Source organism: Phormidesmis priestleyi ULC007 (genome assembly GCF_003003695.1).
Classification (GTDB): Bacteria; Cyanobacteriota; Cyanobacteriia; order Leptolyngbyales; family Leptolyngbyaceae; genus Phormidesmis_A; species Phormidesmis_A priestleyi_A.
Genome location: NZ_PVWG01000011.1, coordinates 89,212 through 109,882 on the forward strand (window position 1 = coordinate 89,212; position 20,671 = coordinate 109,882).

General features: G+C 49.0%; 14 protein-coding genes and 2 tRNA genes. 7 read left to right on the plus strand and 9 right to left on the minus strand.

What is annotated here, in order from left to right; translation table 11 throughout:
• The first annotated feature begins 1,741 nt into the window (after window positions 1-1,741).
• Complete coding sequence (locus C7B65_RS12100; protein WP_073071386.1) at window positions 1,742-2,125, plus strand: PadR family transcriptional regulator; 384 nt, start codon at window positions 1,742-1,744, stop codon at window positions 2,123-2,125.
• A gap of 77 nt (window positions 2,126-2,202) precedes the next feature.
• A complete protein-coding gene (locus C7B65_RS12105; protein ID WP_073071388.1) occupies window positions 2,203-2,730 on the plus strand; it encodes a cofactor assembly of complex C subunit B in 528 nt (175 codons plus the stop codon).
• A gap of 267 nt (window positions 2,731-2,997) precedes the next feature.
• On the opposite strand, the gene C7B65_RS12110 is transcribed toward C7B65_RS12105, so the two are convergent.
• Window positions 2,998-3,345 carry a DUF3155 domain-containing protein gene (locus tag C7B65_RS12110; RefSeq protein ID WP_425320466.1) on the minus strand — a complete coding sequence of 116 codons (348 nt, stop codon included), beginning with the start codon at window positions 3,343-3,345 and terminating at the stop codon, window positions 2,998-3,000.
• 370 nt (window positions 3,346-3,715) lie between these two features.
• Between C7B65_RS12110 and C7B65_RS12115 the strand changes: the two genes are divergently transcribed.
• A complete protein-coding gene (locus C7B65_RS12115; protein WP_083582884.1) occupies window positions 3,716-5,077 on the plus strand; it encodes a GAF domain-containing sensor histidine kinase in 1,362 nt (453 codons plus the stop codon).
• A 27-nt stretch (window positions 5,078-5,104) separates the two neighbouring features.
• Here C7B65_RS12115 and C7B65_RS12120 read toward each other — a convergent pair whose 3' ends face one another.
• Complete coding sequence (locus C7B65_RS12120; RefSeq protein WP_073071392.1) at window positions 5,105-6,349, minus strand: S-layer homology domain-containing protein; 1,245 nt, start codon at window positions 6,347-6,349, stop codon at window positions 5,105-5,107.
• A gap of 368 nt (window positions 6,350-6,717) precedes the next feature.
• Here C7B65_RS12120 and C7B65_RS12125 point away from each other — a divergent pair, with 368 nt between their 5' ends.
• Window positions 6,718-7,404 carry a PD-(D/E)XK nuclease family protein gene (locus tag C7B65_RS12125; RefSeq protein WP_073071394.1) on the plus strand — a complete coding sequence of 229 codons (687 nt, stop codon included), beginning with the start codon at window positions 6,718-6,720 and terminating at the stop codon, window positions 7,402-7,404.
• Window positions 7,405-7,681: 277 nt separating this feature from the next.
• Here the strand turns inward: C7B65_RS12125 and mtnA are convergent, their stop codons facing one another.
• The 7 genes from mtnA to C7B65_RS12160 all read right to left on the minus strand — a co-directional run bounded on the left by mtnA (window position 7,682) and on the right by C7B65_RS12160 (window position 16,573).
• Window positions 7,682-8,743 (minus strand): S-methyl-5-thioribose-1-phosphate isomerase, encoded by a 1,062-nt coding sequence (mtnA, locus tag C7B65_RS12130; protein ID WP_073071396.1) that lies wholly within the window; start codon window positions 8,741-8,743, stop codon window positions 7,682-7,684.
• Between the two features lie 17 nt (window positions 8,744-8,760).
• Window positions 8,761-9,417 (minus strand): Uma2 family endonuclease, encoded by a 657-nt coding sequence (locus tag C7B65_RS12135; RefSeq protein ID WP_073071397.1) that lies wholly within the window; start codon window positions 9,415-9,417, stop codon window positions 8,761-8,763.
• A gap of 103 nt (window positions 9,418-9,520) precedes the next feature.
• Window positions 9,521-11,413, minus strand: coding sequence for a 1-deoxy-D-xylulose-5-phosphate synthase (dxs, locus tag C7B65_RS12140; protein ID WP_073071399.1), 1,893 nt, complete (start codon window positions 11,411-11,413; stop codon window positions 9,521-9,523).
• Window positions 11,414-11,622: 209 nt separating this feature from the next.
• A tRNA-Gly gene (locus C7B65_RS12145) sits at window positions 11,623-11,693 on the minus strand.
• A gap of 92 nt (window positions 11,694-11,785) precedes the next feature.
• Entirely contained in the window at window positions 11,786-12,862 is a 1,077-nt protein-coding gene (locus tag C7B65_RS12150) for an energy transducer TonB (protein ID WP_073071401.1), read from the minus strand.
• A 100-nt stretch (window positions 12,863-12,962) separates the two neighbouring features.
• Complete coding sequence (locus C7B65_RS12155) at window positions 12,963-16,391, minus strand: response regulator (RefSeq protein WP_073071402.1); 3,429 nt, start codon at window positions 16,389-16,391, stop codon at window positions 12,963-12,965.
• Window positions 16,388-16,573, minus strand: coding sequence for a hypothetical protein (locus C7B65_RS12160; RefSeq protein WP_143162047.1), 186 nt, complete (start codon window positions 16,571-16,573; stop codon window positions 16,388-16,390). Before C7B65_RS12160 ends, C7B65_RS12155 begins: the two co-directional genes overlap by 4 nt.
• Window positions 16,574-16,878: 305 nt before the next feature.
• On the opposite strand from C7B65_RS12160, the gene C7B65_RS12165 reads away from it, so the two are divergent.
• The 3 genes from C7B65_RS12165 to C7B65_RS12175 all read left to right on the plus strand — a co-directional run bounded on the left by C7B65_RS12165 (window position 16,879) and on the right by C7B65_RS12175 (window position 20,593).
• Window positions 16,879-18,054: a hypothetical protein gene (locus C7B65_RS12165; RefSeq protein ID WP_146135826.1), complete on the plus strand. Its 1,176-nt coding sequence runs from the start codon at window positions 16,879-16,881 to the stop codon at window positions 18,052-18,054.
• Window positions 18,055-18,197: 143 nt separating this feature from the next.
• Complete coding sequence (locus C7B65_RS12170) at window positions 18,198-20,474, plus strand: ComEC/Rec2 family competence protein (RefSeq protein WP_106253997.1); 2,277 nt, start codon at window positions 18,198-18,200, stop codon at window positions 20,472-20,474.
• A gap of 34 nt (window positions 20,475-20,508) precedes the next feature.
• A tRNA-Ser gene (locus tag C7B65_RS12175) sits at window positions 20,509-20,593 on the plus strand.
• Window positions 20,594-20,671 lie beyond the last annotated feature (78 nt).

A 20,671-nucleotide genomic window follows, 5' to 3' on the forward strand; every position in this document is an offset into this window, starting at 1 on the left:
GTCTTGTTATAGGGAGCTTTCTTGAGGACTGTGAAGTGCATGTGTTAAAAAGGACTACTTTGTTGCGTCACGATCGCTCGTGCTTTAGGCAATTAACTTTTCAGCCTCGGATTGTGCAAGGTCTGACCGCAAGAGCCGTGAAAGGGTTAAAGAAAGCAGACAAACAAAAAGCCTCTGGACGTCTTGCCGTGTTTCGACTCCAGAGGCTTTTTGATTCAATTTGCTCCTCACACCTCTATACTATGCAGCACACGACTGAATTTGTCTACTTATCAGTGTGACAGACGTTAAATTGGCTGAAGTTTTGATATCTATCTAGAAAATAGGTATTGCTAACATCCCACTCATCTCTTTCAGCAGACAGAGGGTGTCTTAAAGCTCAACTTCTGTGATGCTGACATCTTTTGTCTGCAACCAGAGTATGAAAGCTTTTGGACAACCGCGCTCAATTCTGATTCTCATTTCCTTGCTGTTCGTCGTTGGGCTACTCGGCTTGTTTAGAGAAATCAGTTCAGGCTACAACAATCATTTGAATGTCGGTAGTTTTTTTGTGTAGCGTATGAACCTGATCGAGCTTCCCACCCTCTACGTGTTGATCAGATTTTTCAAAAAAAGAGGAACGATCTCAAGCCATTACTCGTCTTAAAGCGCTACAATTCTCAGTCCTTTGATGATAAGAGCTTGGCTCGTTGCCCTAAAGATCTCAATGGCATAGATCAATCGCTGAGAGTTAGATGTATCTGACGTTTTACAAATTTATAGGCAGAGAACAACTCGACGATCGAAAACCAAAATCACGAATTCTGGAGTGGTAATTTTTGCCTACTGTGTTCTTATAACTTAGAGAAAATACGACTATTCATGAGCATTTTTGAGAAAACCAAACATTTGAGCAACCCGATCGTTTTAAGAGAGGTTGCAAAAGTTTTAATTTCTCATCTTCGTGAAAACTAGAAATTGGTAAGTAGGTAGCGCTCAGTCTTCAAACGCCCCTGTCTATTAGAATTTCAGTTTTGATCAAACGAAAGCTAATCTTTCTCTAATCAGATCTATAATAGTATCTCGATTATTCTACCAAGAACCAGAGATGCTGCGAAAACGTTTTTTGCTAGGGCTAGAAAACTTGTCAAGAATTACTAACAATTTAGAAAATTCTATTAGAATGAACGACCCCTATGAACCCTTTATTTGGTCACTGTAAGAAAAGCAAATCGACGAGATTTGCGAATGTAACCATAATTTACTTTCTCACCCACAAATTAAGAAATTATCATTAGAATTAAGTTGTATGATTAAAAAGTGGTTGAGCAACTTAAAAGAGTTGCTGCTCAAGTTAAGCACATCTTTACTGGCGACACATGCTGTTTATGTTAATTAAACACCAGCGTCGCATCTTACCGATAACGTAATGGATGCCCTAGTGCTTGAGCACCTTCTCCTTGATTTACCTGAATGCGAACTCACATTGCGTTTGTGAAACGTCAACCTAATCAAGAAATGCCGAAACGAAGCGGTTTTCTTGAAGACTCCGGTCGTTTAGATACTTCACAAACATAGCTAAATAGTCATGCTCTGTGATTTCGCTCCAATTTTTCACCCCCAGGGTAATTTAACCCTTTTGAAAGACGGCAAATATAGGGGCAACTGCTAGCGTTAGGGTGCAACATTCTACTAGTCTGACTGTTCCCTTCTTCAAGCCATCAGAGCAACGTTGTTTTGTCACACGACTGGATTGAGACAGATGAAATTTGAGGATATCTATCAATTCTTTAAAGACCCACCACCTTTTTATCTCAACAAAGAGTTGGCGGTGTGCTACGTTCTCGCAGTTCTCTTGCGGGGCGACTCTTACGGAACCGAGCTGATCCAGTTATTGGAATCAGAACACCCTCTCTATCGTCTTTCAGATACGGTGCTTTATAGCGCCCTTAAGTTTCTTGAAGACGAAGAGATGGTAACAGGCTACTGGAAAAAAGTAGAGGGCAGAGGTCGTCCTCGTCGGATGTATCAGATTCGGCCTGAGGCAATGCCTCAAGCGCAAGATCTGGCAAAGCTCTGGCAAGATTATGCTGTTAAGCGTGATCACCATAACCGAGTGCCTCAAGCTAGTGGCTCAGAGCGATAAGTTATCCAGGTTCTAAAAGTTATCCATTGTTGACTAGACTGAAGTAGACAGGACGCTTTTACAACCTGGCTGATTTAATGAGTACCTCTGTCATTCCGTCTACTTTTTTTCTGACTATCTTGATGACGATCGGACTAGTCTTTTTTATCCGTGCGTCGGTCAAAGATCGAACTCAGGTGATCAGGTTAGCTTCTGACCAATCGGAAACGTCTTTGCTGACCCAGTTGCAGCAATATTTTGACCAGCGTGCCTACCGCGTTGTGTCGCTAGATGCTGCAAAGAACGAGGTCATCTTTGAGGGGACGGTTCGCCCTAGCCTATTTTTGGCAGGCTTCTTAATCCTGCTCGCAGCGACGGGGGCTTTGTGTCTCGTCTTAATGCTGTCTTACCTGTTTCCAGATCAGTCGAAACTTTGGCTGAGTTTATTGCTCCTGTCTCCGTTGGCAGGAGTATTTTATTGGCGCGGTGCGGGGCGATCGGAGCAAGTCTCACTCAAGATTGAGTCGGTGCCTGATGCAGCGACCAAGAGCTTAATTACTGTCAAAGCGCACCGTGACGAATTAGCAGAGCTACAGCGCCTTCTAGGATTAAAGACGGCTACCTAAAAGCCTCCCAAAAAAGTCCCCTCAAGGTTCTCAACTTGAGGGGACTTTTTGATCAGATAGTGTCAAACCAAGCAAACGAAATACTTCTAGCTCAAGACAGATTTGAACGATCGTCGTCAGACTTTACAATTGTCCCAGGCTACGTCATCTCTGCTTGATGAATCAAACGTTCACTGACCTCGCTTAACGCTTTTATCGTTTCACTAACGCTTAACTGATAAAAACAACAGTCAGGCTAAACGAGGGGTGTGTGGAGTGTTCTAATCTCTAATGACTCTTTGCAGAAGCCCCAATGGGTTCTAGCTCGTCGTCATTGGTCTTTAAACTGGGGAACAGAAAATGGTTTTCTTCGACATATTGCGCCCCGAAGAGACCCTTCTCAGCCCAGAAATACCGATCTGTGGTATGCTCGTTTCTCTTAACCAGCAATAGCGCAGGAGGAAGAATGCCTTCGGAATGGATGAACTTTCGAGCTGCCGTGACCGGTTTGTCTTCGCCACACTCGATGCTGTATTGAGGCACATGTTCTAAGATTCTGCGCCCCTCTTGCCGCCGCCGACTTTTACGCTTACGTCTCCTTGCCAAACCCCTTACCTCCTTAATCCTAACTGTCAAGTTGTAGTGATCGTTACAAAAGCCGTCGCAAGTATAGCGGCTCTGGCTCTAGATATCAACTTCCCTTAACGCAACGATACAAAATTTCAATTTTCTGGCTTTTCGTCGTCAAGAACACGAGCTGAATGTCGCAGCCTGGCACTTGTTAACCTTAAACTGATCGGCTGTAACTGCATGTAGGGGCGCTGTTGAACCACAGACTAATAGTTCTGAACTGGAAATTGGTTTGACCTTAAGCCAGCAAAATCGGCAGTTCAGTGTTTAATGTCTAGTGTTCTATGAGCGTGGAGTGATGCCGCTACTACTAACTTACGAGGGTTCAATGCTTAAGTCAATCTTAATTTAAGCCGAGGTATCTGAGGGCATGTTGATGCCGACTAGTTCAGAATTTGTAGAGTTGTGTCGATCGCAGGTCGCTCTACTGACTCAAGTGTTAGGAGCTTCACTCAGCGCGGTCTATTTAACCGAAGAATTGGTCGAGGGAGCAGAGGCTCAGATCGTGCCAATAGCGACCTACCCTGAATCGGTGGCATTAGAAAAATCGAGCCGCTTTGTGTTACCTCCAGGAAGTGACGTGGCTGCTGCAAATTCTCGACAGATTTCTGCGGGTGTTCGCGTCGATGAACCCTTGTCTACTGATTCTGACGAGCCAATCGATGCTTCTGCCGTGTCTCAACGTCTCAAGGGTGGCCTGGTCGAGCAACGGCAGGTTGTGTTGCCACTCGTTCATGAAGGGATGGTTTTGGGTTTGTTAGTGACTGAACGCAGCGATCGTCCGTGGACTACCTGGGAGCGCAGCCAGATTGAGCGAGTTGCTGCCACGATCGCCTTGGCGTGCGTGATGGATCAACGCGCTCAGTGGCTAGATCAAACCCGCCACGAGCAGAGACTTTTGCAAAACGAGCAGCATGATGTTTTAGATAATTTGCTGCATCAGTTCAAAAATCCGCTCACGGCCCTTCGCACGTTTGGCAAACTTTTATTGAGACGATTGCGACCAGAAGACTCAAACCGGGAAGTCGCAACGAGCATTGTACGAGAAAGCGATCGCCTCCAAGACCTATTGCAGCAGTTTGATCGGGCGATCGATTTAGAGGATGTAGACCTGATCTCAGTGGAAATAGATCAGGAGTCACAATCAGCGAAAAGTAGACCGATTCCTTTACTTCCGGCAGGGGTTTTAACGGGTTCAAGTCTGACCTTAGAAGCCTGTTCAGTCACTGATATCTTGCAGCCGCTGTTGAGTTCTGCCGAGGCGATCGCGCAAGAAGAAGAGCTTTCGATTCGAGCGTTGATTCCAACTAATTTGCCGCTTGTGTGGGCAAACTGTGGAGCATTGCGCGAGGTCTTGAGCAACTTGATTGACAACGCGCTCAAATACACTTCACCCGGCGGACAAGTCCATATTCGAGTCAATGCTCTAGACGATCGTGTCATCCTGCGCGTGACCAACACAGGGCAAGGAATTCCACCACAAGATTTGCTCCACTTGTTCGAGCGGCACTATCGAGGCATGCAGGCAATGACTGAGATTCCGGGGACGGGATTGGGGTTAGCGATCGCGCGTCGCTTAGTCGAGCAAATGCACGGCGAAATTGAAGTCTTTAGCCCCATGCAAAATGACGGCTGGATCTCAGAAGATTCTGACCAGCCGCCAAAAGAGCCAGGAGCCACATTTGTGGTGAAGCTAGCGGTTGCAGAAGTGAGGGATGAAACAGCACAAGACGCTTAAAGTTCAATCCCCCATCTTTCTGCCTACTTATTGGGATTGGGGCAAGACCAGATCGGCATTTAGCCGCAGATTGAGGTCAGAATTGGGCTGGATAGAAATCAGATCCACGCGATCGCCGCCAAAGATCAGACCCGCCAACGCACCTGCACCCGTGCCAATCAAGACTTCCCCAGCTTTGATGTTGCGATCGCCCGTCACCGCAGAGATGCCCGCCGCCGCCGCAGAACCCAACGCGGCACCTTTGAGAATCGTGCCAGTGTTGGAACCGCGACGAATGGTTTCGGTTGTGGTAATTGGGTTAGAGGTGGCATCGATCGGGATCGGTTGCCCATTGACTACGGTCAATTGGGTGGCAACAAACTGTGCCTGATTTTGAGACACCACCAGTTGACCCGCCACCTGGCTTCCCGCCGGAATCAACACTGCTCCGGTAGAGGTGACGATGTTTTGAGCGACTTCAAGCGTGATTGGGGTCGGGTTTGGCTCATTCTTGGCTAACAAAATCCTGTCTGCTTTTGTATAGCGCACAGAAAGTGAGGTTCCAGCAGGAATTCTCACTTGTCCTTGAGGAGGCGTGACCGCTTGACCCACAATGAAGGGAGACTGAATTGCGGCAACCTGTCCACTGCTGACCAATGCCTGAAAGATAAAGGCAGCCGTTTCGGCGCGGGTTTCAACCTGATTGGGGCTGAGCAACTGCACATCAGGATAGTTGACGACCAGGCGGCGCTCGGTAGCAGCAGCGATACTGCCTCGTGCATAGCCTGGAATGTCAGCCGCATCCCGGAAGACTTGCAGCGTTGTTTCAACCGGATTAGTGCTAGTGTATTGTAGCCCGTTGGTCAGAGAAACCAGCGCTTGAGCGCGAGGGATGTTTTGGTTAGGTTGGAAAGCCCCACCGGGATAGCCTGCTAAAAACCCAGTTGTGTAAGCAAATTGAATGGCATCATAGGCCCAATAATCGGTAGGAACATCGGTGAAGTTGATCGCACTGCGAATTTTCGGAGCGTTGGGAAATGCTTGCCGAATCATGGCAGCAAATTGAGCCCGAGTTACGGGGTCGGTCGGGCGAAATGAGCCATCGGGGAATCCTTTAATGATGTTCCGAGAGGCAAGTTCTTGAATGAAGGCACTCGCCCAATAGTTTGAAGGGACATCAGCGAAGGTTGTCTGAGCAAAAGCAGGCGCAGAAAAGACGATCGGAGCCGTTGCAGATGCCGTGATGCCCAGGGTGAGTAACAGAGCCGTTCCAGACTTAAAAGCGATAGACATAGGAGTCGTTCCCAATGGATTGCGTTAATTTTTAGTTTTGATCAAGTAGACAGTGAACGGGTTGAGAAATCTTGTCATCTGACCACAGAGAGATTTCTAATCTTCCTCAAAACATTGTTGTAGGTTCTAGACTTCTAACTCCCATTCTGTCTGCCTTTATGTATCTCAAGACCGTAGCTGAAAGACAGATGTTTCCAGCACTATGACACTTCGATAAGTGGTTATAAATCAGCTTATTTATAATGCATCAAATTAACTCAAATGAGGCTTATTTTTGAATCGCAAAATATTTTTGTTCAGCCGATCGTCCATCTAGCAACGAGACAGCATTTTGGTTTACGCTGCCAAGAGCAGAGGAAGGGTAAATCATGAGCGATGAACGACTGCCGCCTTATAAAGCAAAACAGGTGAGAGAGGCAGGACGGCAGTATTATGTCACCGATCGCGGCGATCGGGTTCCTAGTGTGACGGCGATTCTCAACGCCACCAAACCGCCAGAGCAAAGAAAGGCGCTATTTGACTGGCAGCAGCGAGTTGGCACCGAGGAAGCGTCTCAAATCACTCGTGCAGCCAGTCGGCGCGGCACCGGAACTCACCGCCACGTGCAGCGCTATCTAGAGGGTGAAAAGACTCCCTGTCCTGAAGCTGTGCGTCCCTATTGGGAGAGTATGGCTCCGATCGTCAGCGCGATCGAGCAAGTTCGCTTGGTCGAAGGGACGATATTTCATGACGAACTTCGTTATGGCGGCGTAGTCGATTGTGTCGCCAGCTTTGAAGGAACGCCCTGCATTTGTGAGTGGAAGACCTCGGATAAGCCTAAACAAACGATCGATCGTTTATACGATTACCCGTTGCAGTTGGCGGCCTATTGTGGGGCGGTCAATCAGCTTTATCAAGACTACGAGCTAAATTTGCGCCATGCGCTGTTGGTGGTAGCAATTCCAGACAGACCCGCCGAGGTGTTTTGGTTTGAGCCAGACGCAATGGCAGACTATTGGGAGCAGTGGGAGGAACGCGTCGATCGATTTTGGCGCAGGTTGGGATATTTTCGATGAGCGGGTCGTGAATTAACGTGAATTCGACGGCTTCGTTACAGTTTGTCGCGCCCCCTAAATCCCCCAAGTTTGGGGACTTCAAGCCAAAATTTCCAGTTCATAGTCCCCCAGAATGGGGGATTTAGGGGGCAGAAGCCGCTGACAACGCAGCGAAAAAACTCGTCGAACTGACGTTGAATTAAATTATGTCGCTACCTGCAACGCCAATGGGCACGACATTGCCATGCCCGTACGCAAATTCATAATCCTTGGCGAATGCTATCCGCTTCTTTTAGACTCACACGATTTTTCTTGAGTACAATTCGCCGTGCAGTTGACTAGGTGAAAACGCGCCATGCTCGGTCACGATCGCCGCAATCAAATCTGCTGGGGTGACATCAAAAGCGGGATTGTAATAGTCAATTCCTGGCGGACAAAGTATCGTTTCACCCACCTGGTAGATTTCAGCCGGATCGCGTTCTTCGATCGGAATCTGACTGCCATCTCGAATTTCAAAGTCAATAGTCGAGAGCGGTGCCGCTACAAAAAACGGAATGTTGTGCGCTTTAGCAATCAGCGCCACACTATAAGTCCCAATTTTATTGGCGGTGTCACCATTAGCGGCGATGCGATCGGCTCCGACAACCACCGCATCAATCATGCCTTGCTGCATGCAGTGCGCTGCCATGTTATCGGTAATTACGGTCACGGGGATGCCCTCTTGCACACATTCCCAAGCGGTTAACTTTGCGCCTTGCAGCCGAGGTCGCGTCTCATCGGCGTAAACCCGTTCGAGTCGATCGGCTTGCCACGTCGATCGCACGACTCCCAAAGCCGTGCCATAGCCAGCCGTTGCCAGCGCCCCGGCGTTGCAGTGGGTCAAAAGCCGCAGCTTTTCAGGGGCGGACGGCAGCGCAGATAACCCATGATCGCCGATCGCCTGACAGGTTTGAATATCTTCGGCATTGATCGCCTTTGCCGCTTTTAGCAAGGCTTGTTTCAAATAATCCACGCTGCCGAGGGTTTGGCGAGCTGTTTTAAGCATCCGCTCGATCGCCCAAAACAAGTTCACCGCTGTAGGGCGAGTGGCGCGTAGTGTTTTGGCAACGTCTTCGAGTTGGGTGAGAAAGCGATCGCGATCGTGGGTTTCAATTTCTCGTGCGCCGAGATACATCCCATAGGCAGCGGCAACCCCGATCGCCGGAGCGCCCCGCACAATCATAGTTTTGATCGCTTGTGCCATATCTTCACAGCGATGAATATCGACCAGCGCATATTCGCTAGGGAGACGGGTTTGATCGATGAGCAAGACACGATCGTCTTGCCAAATAACGGGATAGACCTGGTTTTGAAGAGACATAAAAGCGAGGGGTTGGTTTACGACGGGTCTGCGAAGGTTTGCAATAACCAACGATTAATTGTGCCATCATCTTCAGTCCGACTGCGCTGTAATGCCTCTTCGACTAGCGAAATCTTTAATCTGGGCAAGACCAGCGATTCTTGAATTCGACCGCTGTATCCCTGATTGACCTCAAAGGCAAACACTTCGCTCGTTTCAACCTTCACGACCCAATATTCTTGAACTCCAAGCTGCTCATAGAGTAGGCGCTTATCTCCTAAATCATCTTTAAAGGATGAGGCTCCAATCTCAATGACCAAATTTGGCGCACCAAACTCATCTATATTGACAGGAGAATTGTTATGTGGAAGCCGTCCAAAATTTGTCCCAACATAAAACGCGATATCAGGTTGACAGCCTCTGACTCCCGTTTTCCAAAAACTTGCATTGGTTAATCCTTTAGTCCGAAAATTCCTAAGGGCTGCAAAGATAGCGACGACGTTAGAAATCACCGTATTGTCCTGACCGTGTGCCGATCCGAGGGCTGCCATTTCGATTCTTAAGTGTCCACGATCGTAATAAAACCGCCCTTTTTCATAAACCGGATCATCCGCTAAGGCAGCAAAAGTTTCCCAGCTAGCTTTTATCCAGGTGTCGGTTTCGATCGTGGGAATCGTCGAGGCAATTTGATTCATGCTCTTTGCTCTGCTGTCCCGGTTTAAGCTTAACGGCTCAATCAATCAAGGGCTGACTCAAGCTCACAAAGCCCGATTACCAGCCCTTAAAAACGACGATCGCTTACACACTCACCACCGACGGCTGACGGCTAAACAATTTGAGAATCTGCTCTGCCATCTGCGGCGGAGTCAACCCTAAAGCTGCCTTTGACTCGTCGGGCGTGGCATGGTCAACCAGAATATCAGGAACGCCAATCCGCTTCACGGGAACGGTGATATCAGCATCCATCAACGCTTCGACCACAGCAGAGCCAAAACCACCGGGCAAACAGCCTTCTTCAAGCGTCACCACTCGACCGATTTTTTCAGCCAATGGCAAAATCAATTCAGTATCCAGAGGTTTAGCAAATCGGGCATTGATCACAGTCGCTTCGATGCCGTGTTCGCTCAAGATTTCGGCAACCTGCATTGAGGGATAAACCATTGAGCCATAGCCGAGTAGTAGGAGATCATCGCCTTGACGGAGAATTTCACCTTTGCCGATCGGCAGTTCTTCCCAGCCTTCTTCCATCAAAGGCACGCCATAGCCGTTGCCTCTGGGATAACGCATCGCGATCGGGCCACTCGTATGATTGATTCCCGTGACGATCATGCGCTGCAATTCGGCTTCGTCTTTAGGAGCCATCAGCACCATATTAGGAATTAGGCGCAGATAGGCAATGTCATACATTCCCTGGTGAGTGGGCCCGTCTGATCCAACGATTCCGGCGCGATCGAGGCAGAAAAACACAGGCAAATTTTGAATGCAAACATCATGAATAATTTGATCAAATGCCCGTTGCAAAAAGGTCGAATAAATTGTGGCGACAGGACGCATTCCTTCACAGGCAAGTCCGGCAGCGAGGGTGATGGCATGTTGTTCAGCGATCCCCACATCGACATATTGCTTGGGCACTCGTTTTTGAAAGATGTCTAATCCCGTCCCGGTTGCCATTGCAGCAGTGATGCCGATGACTCTTGGATCGTTTTCAGCGATCGTGCTTAACGTTTCACCAAACACCTTTGAGTAGCTAGGAGGCTTGGGTTTGCTGGAGGGGTTTACCTTGCCTGTCGCCAAGTTAAAGGGCGTTTGCGCGTGATAGCCGACCTGATCGTTTTCAGCGATCGCATATCCTTTTCCTTTCACCGTCGCCACATGCACCAAAACTGGACCCGGATGCTGGTGTGCCTGTTTGAAGGTGGCAATCAATTCTTCGAGATTATGACCATCGATCGGCCCCATATAAGTGAAGCCCAATTCCTCAAACACCGCCCCTACTTTAGGAACTGCCAAACGCTTCATGCCTTCTTTAAGCCGCGATAGTTCGGGCGAGAAGGGCATATTTTTGAACTGCTCTTCTAAGTTGTCAGTGAGGAACTGAACGGGCGGACTGAGGCGCATTTTGTTGAGATAGCGAGGAATCGCGCCAACATTGGGCGAAATGGACATCTCGTTATCGTTGAGTACCACAAGCAGATTAGTTTTAGGCAAATGACCTGCGTGGTTAATCGCTTCGAGCGCCATGCCCCCGGTAAGTGCCCCGTCGCCAATGACTGAGACAACCTTGAAGTTTTCGCCCTTAGCATCGCGTGCCAGAGCCATTCCTAAACCTGCCGAGATGCTGGTGGAGGCATGACCTGCCCCAAAATGGTCAAACTTACTTTCACCGCGTTTGAGATAGCCCGCTATGCCATCTTTTTGACGTAGCGTGTCAAAGTTGGCATAGCGCCCTGTGACTAGCTTGTGGGGGTAGGCTTGGTGTCCTACGTCCCAAATTACTTTGTCGCGATCGAGATCGAGAGTTTGATAAAGTGCCAGGGTTAGCTCGACGACCCCTAATCCAGGGCCGAGGTGTCCTCCAATGGTTGCGACCGTTTGCAGATGCTTTTCACGAATCTGACGAGCAATTTGCTGAAGCTGATAGATCGACAGACCATGCAACTGGTTTGGGTGAGTCAATTCACTCAGATGCATACCGGGAATATCCTTGGAATGTATGTGATCAGTAGTTTTATCTACCCTTTATCACTGTAATTCATTAGGGGAAATGATTTTGAGCGCGGTACGCAATTTGAAACGGTTTCGTTGCCCGCTCACAACCACGATTCACCGTAGACGGAATTTCGTTACGACTGCGATTCCCAGCGAAATTGTTTGGGACTACTCTGATTTCTTATGGTTTAAGCGAGTGGCGAGAATCGAACTCGCATCATTAGCTTGGAAGGCTAAGGTTTTACCACTAAACTACACTCGCGCGTCTAATCGGCTTGACTTGACTCAAGCGTTTTTAACAATAGCATAGTCTTCACACAGTTCGCTCACAAATTTTTAGAAGTCGCGATCGACTCACTTTAAGGAGTTAAGCCGCACAGAAACATTTAGAAGAGACTCTACAGGCTGTCCAGCTAAAGTGGCAGGTTCAAACGTCCATTGATCTTGAATCAGGTCACTCACAAACTTGTCATACTCCTGTGAACGACTGGGGTCTACCACGCTAGTCACCTTAGGTTTTCCCGTGCGATCAACCAACACGATTAAGCGAATTGTTTGACCCAGATTTAGCTCAACTTCAGGCGGGTAATTTAGAGTCAAAAATAGTCTACTCGACTCGATCGGGCGGGCAATTTTATCAGGAATCGTTCCTCCACCATTATTCTTCCCATCTTGAAGACTATTCCCGTCTTGAATGTCCAGCAAATCTGCCTTAACTCCGGTTCCCCCACGAGGAATTGCGTTTTCAACGTTAGGCAACCCTGCGTTCGTTCGCTTCGATTCGTCTAAGCCCTGCGTAGGTTCACCCGGAACTCGACCAATCTCTGGATCGGGTAAAGGAATTCCACTGGGAGAGGGCGCAGGCACCGGAGTAGGTTCGGCGGGAGTTTCAGCAGGAGCGGCAGTCGCATCAGGTGCAGGAGCGGGTTGAAACGGCGGTTGCGGAGAGGGAGTGATCGGGGTTGAGAGATCTGGTTGCGTCGTTAATTTAGGAGAGGGTGTGACCGGAGATGGAATAACTCGCGATCGAGTCGGGGCTGATTTGGGGATCGATCGAGTCGGGGTCACTGGCACAGGAGAGGGCTTGATGACTTGCTGAACCGCAGATGGCTGATCGGGCACAGGTGGGGGAACTGAAGAATCAGCGTTAGGCAACCGAGTCGCGGTCTGGGGAGCGACAGAAGATTTAGCAACTTTGGGTGTGGTCGATCGAGCCACTTTGCTAGAAGACTTTGGAGACAGATCAATTAGCTCGATCGGGGCAGCCACCCGCGCAGGTTTTTGACTAGAGACGCGAAACAAAAACAAGCGCCCTGACAGCAGCAGCAACAAATGCACAATCAGTGAGCCTGCCAATACGGCAATCCACAGGCTAGGGGGGTCACTGTGCCGTCGATCGTGCCCAGACCGCAGATCAGTCGCTGGGTTCATCAGTCGCCATCCTAGAAACTTAGCGTCACCCTCATCTTAGTCAGTGGGTAGCGTTTCGGAAGCGTCGTAACCATTTCAGAAACAGGTTTCAGGTTTCGACTTACGGAAGCCTGCACGGTACATCTAGATAAGGATTGACTGAAAACGTTAAGACCGTCTCATCGATACCTTTGAGTTCTAGAGGGCTGACTTTGGTAATTGCGCTTTCGTCGAGATAGTCGGCGACCGCAGCAGACACGAGAATGCAGTTTGGCTCGGCGGCTTCTTGGATGCGAGAAGCAATATTCACACTGGGGCCGATCGCCGTATAGTCGGCTCGTTCTTCGCCGCCAAACATGCCGACGACTGCCGTACCTTGATGGATGCCGCAGCGAAACTGCACTCGACTAATGCCTTGAGCCTGCCAGCGATCGTTGAGTTCATCTAGCGAGCGATACATCTGACGGGCTGCGGCGATCGCACGTCTGACTTGCTCGTTGGGAGTCAGTTCTTCGGGTGCGCCAAAGATTGCCAAAATCGCATCGCCCATAAATTTATCAACGGTGCCGCCATTCTCAAACACGGCACGGGTCATGCTGGCGAGATATTCGTTAAGCAACTCAGCAACACGACGCGATCGTAAGGTGTTAGAAAGTTGAGTGAAGCCAACAATATCGCTGAATAAAACCGTGATCATCCGAGGTTCTGGGCGTAGATCTAGCAGGAGTTCACCCTTGGCGGCTCGTTGCACCAAAGCGGGAGGCAAAAATCGCTTCAGCACCGACTCGGTTAAATAAGTGTTGAGTTGCGCCACTCGCTGCTCGTTGGCTTTGAGCGCCAGCAGATTCCGAACTTCTGCCAAAAGCTCCCGATCGTTAAATGGCTTTGATAAGTAGGCATCTGCGCCCAGCTCCGCCCCTTCGATGCGGGTGTCTTCATCGGCTTTGGCAGTCAACAACACGATCGGAGTGCCTTTGAGAGCGTCGTCTTGGCGAATCATTCGGATCAGGTCGAGTCCTGAGACGATCGGCATCATCAAATCAGTCACAATCAGATGAGGACGACGAGTTTGCGCCTCTTGGAATCCTTCAGCACCGTTGCGGGCAGTCCAGACTTGATAGCCCTGTTTTCGCAAAATGCCTGAGACATACGATCGCAGGTCGGGGTTATCATCTACAACGAGAATCTGAGATGCGTCAGACGCTTGAATTTTGAATTTTGAATTTTGAATCGAGTCTTCTAATTCAGAATTCAACAGTGAGGATTCAGAATTGTTCTGAAGTTCTATCTCTAGATCGGCTAACTCTACTGCCGCGCGGCTCGATTGCAGTTCTGCCTGATCTTCAGTCACGTGTTCTGGCGCTAGATGGGCGCTACCAGTTTGCAGCCAGATGCTAAACGTCGTGCCTGCTCCGTAAACAGATTCGACGGTGATCTGTCCTTTGTGCAGTTCGACGAGTTCTTTGACGAGGGCAAGTCCTAACCCGGTGCCTTCATAGCTGCGATTAGCAGAGCCTTCTGCTTGTCTAAACCGCTCAAATAAGTAGGGAATTTGATCGGGAAGAATGCCGATCCCCGTATCAATCACTTGCAGCAGACAATGTTCACCTTCTGACCGCGCCACGATCGTGATTTGCTTACCTGCTGGCGTAAACTTCATCGCGTTAGACAACAGGTTATAGAGAACTTTGTCAAATTTCTCCAAATCCAGATAAGTCGAGGGACACGGACTCAGTTGAGTCAGCAAAGTCAGCCCCTTTTTCTCGCAGTAGGGACGGAACGAATCGACTACCTGGCTAACAACTGCTTCGAGGTCACACGGGCGGAAACTGGGCTGCATACGTCCAGCATCGAGCCGTTGCAGGTCGAGAAGCTGATTGACCAACCGCAGCAACCGCCGAGAATTTCGCAGCGCGATCGCGGCTTCGTCGTAGGTCAGCCCCTCTTGTTGAGCCGTTGCCGACTCTAACGGGCCCACCATCAGCGTTAAAGGTGTTCTAAACTCGTGGGAGATATTTTGGAAAAACTCAGTCTTTTGGCGATCGAGTTCAAGCAATTGTTCGGCTTGTTGACGAGTTTTTTGATAGAGACGAGATTGTTGAACGGCGATCGCTGCCTGTGCTGCCACCGACTGCGCGAGTTGAATCTCCGAAGTTTTCCAGAGACGAGTGTGTTGATTTTGCCGTAGAGAAATGCTGCCGATGATTTTGCCATCTGAGATCAGGGGCACCACCAGCAGGGCGCGAGCAGGCGTGTGAACCATCTCTCCAACGTGCATTTCTGGGTGTTGAGACAAGTCTTCGAGCACAACGGGCTGCTGAGAAACCAACAACTGCTTGAGAACCGGGTTGCCCTTGATCGGGGTTTCCGAGCGGGGAAGCGATCGCTCTAATGACAATTTGCTGATTTCTGGTGCGATCGCGTTGCCGGGCTGCCAGTTAGGATCGTGTAAACCCACCAGTTGCACAAATTCGTCGTTTTCTGTCCAGAGTGACAGCGCGCAGCCATCGACCTGGAGGGCTTGCCCCAACTGCTGAGTGATGGCGGCAAAAATTTCTTGAGGGTCGAGGCTCGATCGAATCGCGGTGGTGATAGTGTTAATCAACGCTTCTCGTTTTGCCAGGGCGCGAACTTGTTCATAGGCATACGCTTGGGAAAGTGCCAGCGCTGCCTGATCTGCCACCATGCTGATCAGTTCGACTTCATCTTGCTGCCACTGACGAAACTCACCGCACTGGTGCAGCGCCAGTACCGCCATTAATTCTTGTTGACAAATGAGCGGCACAATTAGACTCGATCGAATATCGGCCGCTTGATAAGCCTGTTGACGCTGCGAGCTTTGAGACTGAATCAGATCATCGATCGTCGCATCCTGAATCACTTCAACTTGATGAGTTTTCCAGATGGTTTGAAAGAGCGGGTCTTGATTGAATTCAGCCGTCTGGGGCGCTTGCCAATAAACAAATCCTTCATTGTCTGATTGCCCCTCTTGAAATGGGCGCAGAATAGCGCAACTCACCTCAAACATGCTGCCGACGGTTTCGACGATCGTTTGCAGAATTTGCCGATAGCTCAGGGCACTGCGAATCGTGTTGGTGACCGCGTTGAGCAGCAACTCGCGGCGTAAGGTGCGGCGCAACTCTTGAGTTCTCGCTTTGAGTACGTTGTGGGTGTCGGCTGCCTGACGAACCACTCGCTTTAGCTCTTCGTCATCCCATGGTTTTGTGACATATTTAAAGACTTTGCCCGCGTTGATGGCTTCGACCAGATCTTCAACGTCGGTATAGCCCGTGAGAATGATCCGAATAATATCGGGATATTGGGTTGCCGTCAGACTGAGAAACTCGGTGCCGCTCATCATTGGCATGCGCTGGTCGGAGATGATCACCGCCACATCGCCTTCTTTTGAGAGAATTTCTAGCGCTGCCGGGCCGTTTTCTGCCCGCAAAACGTTAAACTCGCGATGAAAAGTGCGGTAGAGCAGGTCTAAATTATCAGGCTCGTCATCGACAACCAGAAGTTTTTGCTTGTTCACGTCACGAGATTTCATGCATCACGCTCCTGCGGCATGGAAAGACTCGCGATCGCAGCCACCTCACCCCAGACATAAATAGAGCGCTGCGTCGCGATGCAATAAGTTGTGGAATTCTGAATTGCCAACATAGTGATTAGTCTGCCCATGATCAGCTTGGCGATCACTGATAACAGCAACAGCCGAAGATTTGTCTGCACCCATCTCAATTTAAGATTTGAAGCGATCCTTCGGAGTTTCGCGAAGCCGATCACCCACTCGTCTATCGACGCTAGAGCCATTGTTACCAGATTCAAGATGATCCACCAAGCACGTCTTTACTAAAATTGCCCCTGACTGAAGGGGTTCTAACACTAATCTACAAAAGTTTGTGATCTCGATCGCACAAATGACCCACTCAGATCACCTCAAACGCGCAACCTACTGAAACTTTTTCTTTCCTTCAGGGTCGTTGTAGGAAAGACATAAGATTGCAACTCCGAATAGAGGAGTCTAGCGCTAAAATTTGAGCGGTAGAGATCTTCAACCTGTCTGCCCGACGAATGCCATGAATCAGCCGATCGCTTCTGAGTCTGCCCTATCTGCGTTTTTGCACAACCTGCCGGATACTTTGCGTCAGCCATTTTCGCTGGCGGTGATTGGCTCGGTGGGTGCCCATTTATTTTTCTTTTTGTGGCTGCCTCTGTTCACCACCGAGGAGGCAAAACCCGATAATCAACGAGTCGTGCGTTTACTCAATTCATCAAATTCACCGCCTCAATCTCAGGTTGCCACCTCTCAACTAGGGTTGCCGCCAATTCCTAAAACACCAACCAGCACTGTAAAGATTCCGTTAGGGCAACTCACCCCGCCGATTCCTCCAGACTCGTCGCTCTATAAGTTTCAAGATCCGATCGGGCCTTTCACTAGCCCGATCGTGCCGCCTGCGCCGCCTGTGTTCCGGTTTCCTCAACCCACAAATCTCTTTTCGCCTCCTCCAATTCCCCAGAATTTTAATCGCATTCCAAATTCACCACGTTCGCCAAGTTCAGTGCTTGGACCAATTCCTATACAAAACAGCCCAACCCAAAACGCGACTACAACACCTCCGCCACCCTTGAATATAAATGGGCAGACGGATAGAAACGTTCGGCCACTTACCCCAGGAGTTACTGTAAATTCCCCAACTCAGCCCACCAATCCAGCAACTCCGCAAAACCAAACTGCTGCGCCCACTGCTACAGTGCGTCCAGAATTGCTGGCAGAAAATCAGCGGCTGCGAGACAAATTCACGTTTAAGTCTCCGGGTGCAACTCCGAACGAAGTCGATTCCAAGAATCTTGACAACTATATCAGTTGGTATAAGGCAAACGTGACCGATCGAGGAATTCAAGAAAGTCCGGTTGAGAAAAGGATTGTAGTTGCTGACATTCCTTATAATTCGTCATTTAACTTAACTGAGAAGGTTGAGCCAGCTTACATTCACGTTTTGGTGGCTCCAGATGGCAACATAGTCACCCGCGAACTGGCAGTCACCGGGCGCACAGGTTATGGAATATTAGATGATCTCGCGGTCAGAGAGGTATTTCAACGAGTCACGAGCGCTCAAAAAGAAGGCACATTAAAGCCGACTGGCGACGACAAAGACAAATACGTTATCTATATATATAAAGTGACTTTTAAGATCGATCGGGCAGCGTGATTTTAAGTTCTCTGGGTTTGTCTACTTAGACGCGATCGCCAATCTTTTAGCCAGGAGTTAGACATTCTAGCTCCTGATTTTTTTAAACGTGCCACGGCAGAAAAAATTTGGGCACCCTGAAGCTTTGCAGATGGGGTGTAAAAGTGAATCTGACCAGCGGCATGATTTTAGGTTTGGCTTATATTTTGGGGTTGCTCTCGACCGGAGTTGCTTGGGGCGGAATCATCGTTTTGGGGCTGGGATGTGGGGCAGCGATCGCGCTTCCTAAACTCTGGAAAGGTCAGTTTAGCTCCAGAATTTGGATCGCGGCAGGAGTCGTGGGTTTAGTCGCTAGTTTGTATTTTCAAATTCGAGTGCCGCAACCCGGAGTGACTGATATCAGCCGACTATTGGCGATCGAAAATGGTGCCAATCAGCAGCAAGTCACCGTTTCTGGACAAGTGATGGAACTGCCCCGGCTCAACCGCAGTGGAAAATCGCAACTCTGGCTAGCGGTCAGTCGTGTGGATGGAGCCACTCAATCTGAAACCCTAAAGCCCGACCAAGTGCGCGGAAAGCTATACGTGACGGTGCCCTTGCTGCAAGCAACTGGTATCACTCCGGGGCAGGAAATCGCGATCGCAGGCGTTCTCTACAGACCTAAACCTGCAACGAATCCGGGTGGGTTTAACTTTCAGGAATATTTGGCGCAAGACGGCTGTTTTGCAGGATTGCGAGGAAAAACGATCGAGCTATTGCATCCCAGCGATCGGACATGGGGCTGGTGGATGATTCGACAAAAAATTATTCGATCGCAGATTGACTGGCTCGGCAGCCCAGAAGGACAACTCGTTAGCTCAATGGTGTTAGGAAGTCGAGTCGTCGATTTGCCCTTTGATATTAAAGATCAATTTACCAGAATTGGATTATCTCATGCCTTAGCTGCGTCGGGTTTTCAAGTATCGCTAATTTTGAGTGTTGTATTAGCGTTAATGAAGCGATTCTCAACTCGATCGCAGGCTATGGCTGGAGCGGCGGCAATTTTGATATTTTTAGGATTAACGGGGCTAGAGCCATCCGTTTTGAGAGCGGTGATTATGGGCATGGGCTTGTTAGTTGGGCTATTGATGAAGCGCAACGTCAAACCATTAGGAGGATTGTTACTTGCTGCAATCATGCTTCTAATCGTCAATCCGATATGGATTTGGGATTTGGGATTTCAACTAAGTTTTTTGGCGACAATGGGGTTACAAATTACCGCTCCGACTTTAGTGAAATGGCTAGACTGGTTGCCCAATATTTTTGCTCCTATGGTTGCGGTTCCGATCGCAGCCTATATTTGGACGTTACCACTTCAGTTATATGCGTTTGGAGTTCTCTCTCCTTACAGCATTCCGGTTAACGTTATCGTGACTCCTTTAATCTCTATCATCAGCATTGGTGGAGTGATTAGCGCTTTTCTGGCTTTGATATTTCCGATCGCAGGTAGCGCTTCTGCCTGGTTGCTGCATTATCCAACCTATGGCTTGCTGGCAATCATTGATTTGTTTTGCAATCTGCCCGGAAACTCGATCGCAGTTGGCACAATTTCAGCATTCTCTACGGTGATTTTATATGCGTTGATCTGCTTGCCCTGGCTGCGACCCAAAGTGCAACCTTATTCGTGGCTGATTGGACTTATTGCAGTCACTTTAGTGTTTATGCCTGCCTGGTATGTCAAAGCAAATTCATTACAAATTACACTGTTGGCAACGCTGCGAGATCCGATTCTAGTTATTCAAGATCATGGACAAACTACATTAGTTAATAGTGGTGATGAATCGACCGCTAGTTCGACGGTGTTGCCATTTTTGCAAAAAGAAGGCATTAATCAATTAGATTGGGCGATCGCGACCCACTCGACTGCGACGACAAACACTGGATGGTCAACCCTGCTGGCTCAAACTCCCGCAAAATCTTTTTATCAATTAGCGAGTTTAACTGCGGCTGAGAATGCCACGATCGCGCAAACAGTTCAGACTCATCAAGGGCGATATCTGCCTTTCGCGATCGGGCAGACAATGCAGATGCGATCGACTTCGGTACAACTGATCAGCACTGAGCCTGAAATAGTGCGGTTTCAAATCGGTGAGCAAAATTGGCTCTGGCTGAAGGACAGTCCCAAAAAGAGCCAGACGGATCTGCTGTCAAACCCAGCATTGAACAATAGCCAGGTGTTGTGGTGGTCTGGGAAAGCGCTTAAGACAGATGTGATTGAACGACTGAAACCGGAAGTAGCGATCGCTTATTCAAACCGAGTCGATCCTGAAACGGTGGCTCAACTTCAGAGTCGTGGAACTCAGTTCTATTCTCTGGGGCAAGATGGAGCCATCCGATGGACTCCGCAAACCAGGTTTGAAAAGACTTCAGAATCTTCTGAGAAGAATGCCCGATCGATATAGTATGATGGATGGCTGGAGAGTTATAAGCTCTCTTGGAGAGGTGGCAGAGCGGTTGAATGCGGCGCACTCGAAATGCGCTTTGGGGCAACTCAACGGGGGTTCGAATCCCCCCCTCTCCGTTAATTTAGGGCATTTCATCCCCTTGTTCTGCAACATTCGCTAATTTATTAGAGGTTGATTCTCGTTAGCGGCGTTGT